The organism is Chitinophaga sp. (assembly GCF_035564935.1).
Lineage (GTDB): Bacteria > Bacteroidota > Bacteroidia > Chitinophagales > Chitinophagaceae > Chitinophaga.
On sequence record NZ_DATMTE010000361.1, the window covers coordinates 1 to 6,446 of the forward strand.

General features: G+C 47.4%; 6 protein-coding genes. 5 read left to right on the plus strand and 1 reads right to left on the minus strand.

Annotated elements, in window-relative coordinates; all coding sequences use genetic code 11:
- The 4 genes from VN105_RS09510 to VN105_RS09525 form a co-directional block, all read left to right on the plus strand.
- Nucleotides 1-479 (plus strand): hypothetical protein (locus VN105_RS09510; protein ID WP_325640196.1); only part of this gene is annotated, 479 nt, incomplete at its 5' end.
- A gap of 17 nt (nt 480-496) precedes the next feature.
- Nucleotides 497-1,081, plus strand: a complete 585-nt coding sequence (gene rdgB, locus VN105_RS09515; RefSeq protein WP_325640198.1) for an RdgB/HAM1 family non-canonical purine NTP pyrophosphatase — start codon at nt 497-499, stop codon at nt 1,079-1,081.
- 20 nt (nt 1,082-1,101) lie between these two features.
- Nucleotides 1,102-1,542, plus strand: coding sequence for a thioesterase family protein (locus VN105_RS09520; protein ID WP_325640200.1), 441 nt, complete (start codon nt 1,102-1,104; stop codon nt 1,540-1,542).
- 12 nt (nt 1,543-1,554) lie between these two features.
- A complete protein-coding gene (locus VN105_RS09525; RefSeq protein WP_325640202.1) occupies nt 1,555-2,145 on the plus strand; it encodes a nitroreductase in 591 nt (196 codons plus the stop codon).
- Nucleotides 2,146-2,190: 45 nt separating this feature from the next.
- Here VN105_RS09525 and VN105_RS09530 read toward each other — a convergent pair whose 3' ends face one another.
- Nucleotides 2,191-3,759 (minus strand): glycerol-3-phosphate dehydrogenase/oxidase, encoded by a 1,569-nt coding sequence (locus tag VN105_RS09530; RefSeq protein WP_325640204.1) that lies wholly within the window; start codon nt 3,757-3,759, stop codon nt 2,191-2,193.
- A 179-nt stretch (nt 3,760-3,938) separates the two neighbouring features.
- Between VN105_RS09530 and VN105_RS09535 the strand changes: the two genes are divergently transcribed.
- Nucleotides 3,939-6,446, plus strand: a 2,508-nt coding sequence (locus VN105_RS09535; RefSeq protein ID WP_325640205.1) for a mechanosensitive ion channel family protein, incomplete at its 3' end; no start/stop codon positions are given.

A 6,446-nucleotide genomic window follows, 5' to 3' on the forward strand; every position in this document is an offset into this window, starting at 1 on the left:
AACTTGATCCGTACTTCCTGGCTAAAATCTTTACCCAGCCAATCATTCCCGGGAAAAGCACGCCAGCGCCCACCGCGGAAAAAGTGGTGCCCAAAGTCAAATATTTAGGAGAAAATCAAAAAAACATTGCGCTCTTCATACAAAATGAAAATGAAGCGTACTTAAACGAAGAATTATTCAACCTCCTTACCAATATATTAAATGCCTGTAAACTAGGCATGCAGGATGTATCACTTATTAACGTGATCACCTACCCTTCCCTCACTTTTTCCGACTGGCAAACCGCCATGAAGATAGAACGGAGCGTTGTATTTGGGATTGCACCGGAGCAACTCGGGCTGAATGACATTCCTCCCTATCAACTGGTAACGGTAAACGGCACCACGCTGCTATTTTCTGATGAACTATCGCTGATAGGCAGCGATAAAGTACTGAAAGCCAGGTTATGGGCCGGCTTAAAACAATTATTAGGCATCTAAATTTCTTTTCCAATAATATGAAGTTGATATTCGCTACCAATAACCAGAATAAAGTAAAAGAGTTCCGGTCGTTACTGGGATCTCAGTTTGAGATCGTCACCCTCCTGGAAGCCGGTATTGACATAGATATCCCGGAGCCACACGATACCCTGGAAGCCAATGCCACAGAAAAATCAGCTACCATTCACCGGATGACGGGCGAAAACTGCTTTGCAGAAGATACCGGCCTGGAGATAGACGCCCTCAACGGAGCGCCTGGTGTTTTGTCTGCCCGCTACGCGGGAGAACAGAAAGAAGCCGCCGACAATATTGTGAAAGTATTGCAGGAACTGGAAGGACAGATCAACCGCAGCGCACAATTCCGCACTGTTATTTCCCTGATACTGGATGGAAAGGAACACCAGTTTGAGGGAGTGAGCAAAGGTCACATCACCACGGCAGTAAGAGGAGAAAACGGGTTTGGTTATGACCCGATCTTTATCCCGGAAGGTGAAACACGGGCTTTTGCAGAAATGGATCTTTCTGAAAAAAACAGGTATAGTCACCGGGCAAGGGCCTTCGAAAAATTTGTGGCTTTCCTGAAACAGACAACAAACGTTTAGCATCTCCCTAAAAAATAACAATGGCAAGGATTAAGATAGATTTACCGGCAGCATTTCCATTCAATTTTCAAATGCCTGTGCGGATACAGGATATTAACTATGGCAACCACGTAGGCAATGATGCCATCCTCTCAATTATACATGAAGCCAGGATCCGCTTCCTCGGCGCACTTGGCTACAAGGAGCTGGATCATGAAGCCGGCAGTGGCTTTATTATGGCCGATGTAGCTATTGCTTACAAAGGAGAAGGTTTTTATGGAGATGTATTTGATATAGCTGTTGCAGCTGGTGAATTTAACGCCCTGGGCTTTGAATTATTTTATCTCATCACGGCTAACCGTAATGGACAAATGATTACGATTGCAGAAGCTAAAACGGGCATGATATGCTTTAACTACAAAACACATAAAATAGCAAAGCTGCCTGCTGATATGAAAGCACGCCTGGAAACAGGAAAATAAAAACAACAGATCATGGATATAACAACAACGCCCACTGCAGTGGAACAGGTAATTACGGCCCGCCGTACGGTGAAACCTACCAGCATGAACGGCCGGAAGATTGCGGATGAAACCGTGCAGCAACTGCTTCAGCTTGCCGACTGGGCTCCAACCCACGGATACACGGAACCCTGGTATTTTGTGGTGTACAGCAGAGACAAAGTAGCGCAGTTTTGTACCGACCATGCTGAAATGTACAAACAATTTACCCCGGCAGACAAATACATTGCGGGCAACTACGATAAACTGAAAACACAGGGCAACCTGGCATCGCATGTATTGGCGATTTGCATGAAACGGGGCAATAATCCCAAGATCCCGGCGCTGGAAGAAATTGCAGCGGTGTCATGCGCCGTGGAAAATATATGGCTGGGCGCTACCGCCCTGGGCATTGCCGCTTACTGGGGTTCCGGCGGTATGACCTACCACCCTGCTATGCAGGACTATTTTGGTTTGGGAGAAGATGACCTTGTACTGGGCTTCTTTTATATGGGTTATACAGACGAACCTGCTCAACCGGGAAGACGGATGAAACCTTTCGATCAGAAGTTTAAGTGGATGTGATTTTCAGGAAGATGGGGATCATACCGGTTTCCATCTTCCTGAAAATTATTTTAACAGGTACCCGTTCGCTTCCTCCGAAAAGCTGCTGATCTGCGTAGCTACCCAATGTTCATCTTTATGTAATACTTCCGCCATGATCCGGGCTACGGCAGGGGCTATACGCAGGGCTTCCCCTGCATCAAGGAAAAGCAGGCGGGTGCGGCGGGCCAGGAAATCTTCAATATTGCGGGCCATTTCTTCTTTCACCGCCCAAACTACCTGTGCTTTAATAATGTGATAATCACGGCTCAGTTCCTCCTGCAGATCAGGCTCACGCGCCACCATCTGGTGCAGGTGTAACACATCGCTGCCATAGAAATACCAGGGATCGTCCCAGTTAACCTTATCCGAAGCACCGTGGATCTTCAGGTGATGGGTAGCCGAAGAAGTAGCCTTCCATTTCAGCGCTGCTTCCAGTTTTTGAATAACATCTTCCGCCATCCGGCGATAGGTGGTCCATTTGCCACCGATAATAGTAATAAGTTTTGATTTGGAAACAATGATCTTATGACTGCGGGAGATCTCTTTTGTTTTATGTCCTTCTGCTTTAGCAGCAGCCAGCGGGCGAAGACCCGCCCAAACGCTGCGTACATCGGAACGCTGCGGCGCCCTCGATAAATACTGACCGGCAGTGCGGAGGATAAAAGCAATTTCTTCTTCCAGCGCCCGTGGTTCCAGGCTGATGTGATTAATGGGTGTATCGGTGGTACCCATCACCACTTTGTTGTGCCAGGGCACAATAAACAGTACCCTTCCATCGCTGGTAGACGGGATCATCAGTGCGTTATGCCCGGGCAGGAAATCGCTGTCGAGTACCAGGTGCACTCCCTGGCTGGCCGCAATGGATTTGGGCGCCTCCGGGTTATCCATTTCCAGCACATCATCTGCAAACACGCCGGTAGCATTGATCACAGCCCGGGTATTAAGATAAATTTCACCGCCTCCATCCAGGGTATCCTTCACCGTTAGTCCGCTGATGTTTCCCAGCTCGTCTTTCCGCAAACTGGTCACCTTCATATAATTCAATACGGTACCTCCGTTATCTGAAATGGATTGCGCCAGGTTGATGGCCAGGCGGGAATCGTCAAATTGGCCATCGTGATACAGCACGCCTCCGGCGAGTTTATCCGGCTTAAGTGTAGACAAGCGTTCCAGCGTAGCCGACCTGGAAATATGCACCGATTTACCAAGACTGAGACGGCCGGCCAGCCAATCGTACATTTTGAGGCCAATGGTGTATTTCAGGTTCTCCCAGAAATTAAAAGTCGGAATAACAAAAGCCAGGTTACGCACCAGGTGAGGCGCGTTGGCAGCCAGCAATCCCCGTTCCACACTGGCTTCCCTTACCAGCGACACATCGCCCTGAGCGAGGTACCTTACGCCTCCGTGAACCAGCTTTGTACTTTTACTGGAAGTGGACTTTGCAAAATCCACCTGCTCCAGCAGCAGGGTTCTGTAGCCCCTTGTTACCGCCTCCAGGGCGGCGCCGAGACCGGTAGCGCCTCCACCAATCACTATAATATCCCAGGGGTCGGGATCTTTTCTTAATGAGGCAACGAGCGTTTCTCTTTTCATAAGCTAGTTTTCATTGGACTCGCCAATCATATACAAAATACTGAGGATTCCGGTACCTGACAAATTAAGCAACCGGGTTCCAGAAAACTTAACGGCCGGGAGGGTTAAAAGTTTTAAATTCAGGAACATTTAGGCATTAAAAATGTTCCTCCATAGAGATCATTCAATTTTACTGTTTCATGTTTACCAGGATACATATTAATTACACCTGCTTTTTGCAGCTGCTGCTGCTAACGGTGCTGATCACCGGAAATTACAGCGCTGATGCACAGGGCCGGAAACATAAAGCAAAAGCGGACACCATTCACCTGGTGGCTGTAGACAGCGCCACTATCAGCAAAAATATCCAGGCATTGTCGAAGGATACCAACCGGGTAAAAAAGTCGGATACCTCCGTGTCCATCCTGATCAACCGTATTGAGGGTTATACCCTTACGCTGAATGATCTTATGAGTTCCCTCCGTCGCGGGTTCGATACCTCCAGGATAATTGCCGGTCTTCCGCTTACCGACACCTCCCTTGCGCTGATAAGGTACAATATTGCCAGTTTGGGCCGTACCCCCAACATCAACGATATATATACCAACAAAGTGATGCTGGAACAGCTGCAGCGAAAACTCACTTCCTGGCAAGGGGCACTTTTTTCTTATTATGAGAAGCTGAAAAATATTAATGATACCATCCGCCTTATCCGCGGAGATACCGCCATGCGGAACGTTCCGTCTGAAGATGATCTGTATGGATTTTACCTCGGGCAGGTGACTAACCTGGTGCTTAAATTCCGCCTGGTAGACAGTGCCAATAAGGCCAGTTTGATTAAGATAGGACTGCTGCAAAACCAGGTGGCTAACCGTTATATTGAAGCCTCTAACCTTTATGAGGACATGGACTACCGACTGCAGCAATTTGCCTCCAACATGTTTGCACGTGACTACAGGTATTTGTGGAAGCCTCACCGCGACAGTATCAACCCGCTTGAGTTTTTCCCCGTACTGAAAAATTCGCTGCATAAAAGCACAAAGGTATTGGGCATCTTCTTTTCCATACAATGGCCTGTATTTTTTGTGTGGCTGTTGCTGGCAATATTATTTTCCTGGTGGGTATACAATAATATTAAACGCATACGGCATAACCATACAGAACAGGAAGGAGAAACCATTCTGCAGCATGCCCGGTACCTGTACCGCTACCCGGTAGCGTGTACCATTGTATTGATTGCTACATTATCTTCCGTACTATCGGTACGCTATCCCATTCTTTTTACAGAAATCACCTGGGGTTTAAATGTGATAGCACTGAGCTTTATTTTTCGCACGCATCTTCCTAAAACATTATTCAGAAGCTGGTTATTACTGACCGGCCTGTTATTCATTTACAGTATGAATAACCTGCTGATTGAAATCACCTATGCGGAACAATGGGGATTACTGATCGGCGCTGTTCTTTCGTTGCTGCTGGGGAACCGGCTGCTGAAAGAATCGTCGCTCACCACCTTTGCCCAACCGAAATTTACCCGGCCCGTATTGATGCTGTTCATGCTTACCAGCGCCTTTTCCCTGATCATGGTTATTTTAGCCAGGGTAGGCACCGCCAAAATAATGGGATCTACAGCGGTTGTGTGCACAGTGATGGCACTGAGCCTGTTTATACTCGTAAAAATACTGATGGAGGCCGTGTACCTGCAGGTAGAAGCCAATAAAGATTCCAGCACCTTCATTTCCTTTATGGACTACCAGGAGGTGCAGAAAAAGCTAAAAACATTTCTGACCATCCTGGCCTTTGTAGGGTGGCTGGTGATTATATCCCGTAGTGTTTATTTGTATGATATCATTTACGAGGTTATTGCAGATGTTCTTTCCTCCCGGCATAAACTCGGCAATTCAGATTTTACTTTCAGCAGCGTCATCATTTTTATACTCGTGATATGGGTGGCTACTGTGGCTTCCCAGCTGATTGCCTATATGTTTGGCAACACAGGTCAGAGTGCCAATCCCAATAAGAAAACAAAATTCGGCTCCGCCTTATTGTTACTCCGCCTCGCTGTATTGGCCGGCGGTGTACTGCTGGCATTTGCCGCCTCCGGTATCCCGATGGACAAAATTACCATTGTAATTGGCGCCCTCGGCGTGGGTATTGGTTTTGGCTTGCAGAATATTGTGAACAACCTGGTATCCGGTATCATTCTCGCTTTTGAAAAGCCGATAGAAGTTGGTGATGTGATAGAGCTCGGCCCCCGTTCAGGCGTTGTAAAAGAAATAGGGATCCGCTCCAGCAAGATCAGCGCCTATGATGGCTCTGAAGTGATTGTTCCCAACGGCGACCTTATATCACAACAACTGATCAACTGGACCAGGACCAACCGGAATAAGCGGATAACATTGGCGATCGGCGTGAACTATGGCAGCAATATTGACCAGGTTACCCAAATTATCAGCTCTGCCTTTACCGGGCGTAAGGATGTACTCACTGTTCCGGGTCCTTTTATACAGCTGACCGACTTTGGAGACAACGCAGTGAATTTCAAGGTATACTTCTGGGTAGGCGATCTTGATAATGCGGGAAGGCTTCAAAACGAGGTGATGTCTTTTATTTATACGGCACTCAACCAGGCGGGGATTGAAATCCCTTATCCACAGCGGGATTTGCATATCCGCTCTGTGGATGAATCTATATTAAAAAAATGGGAT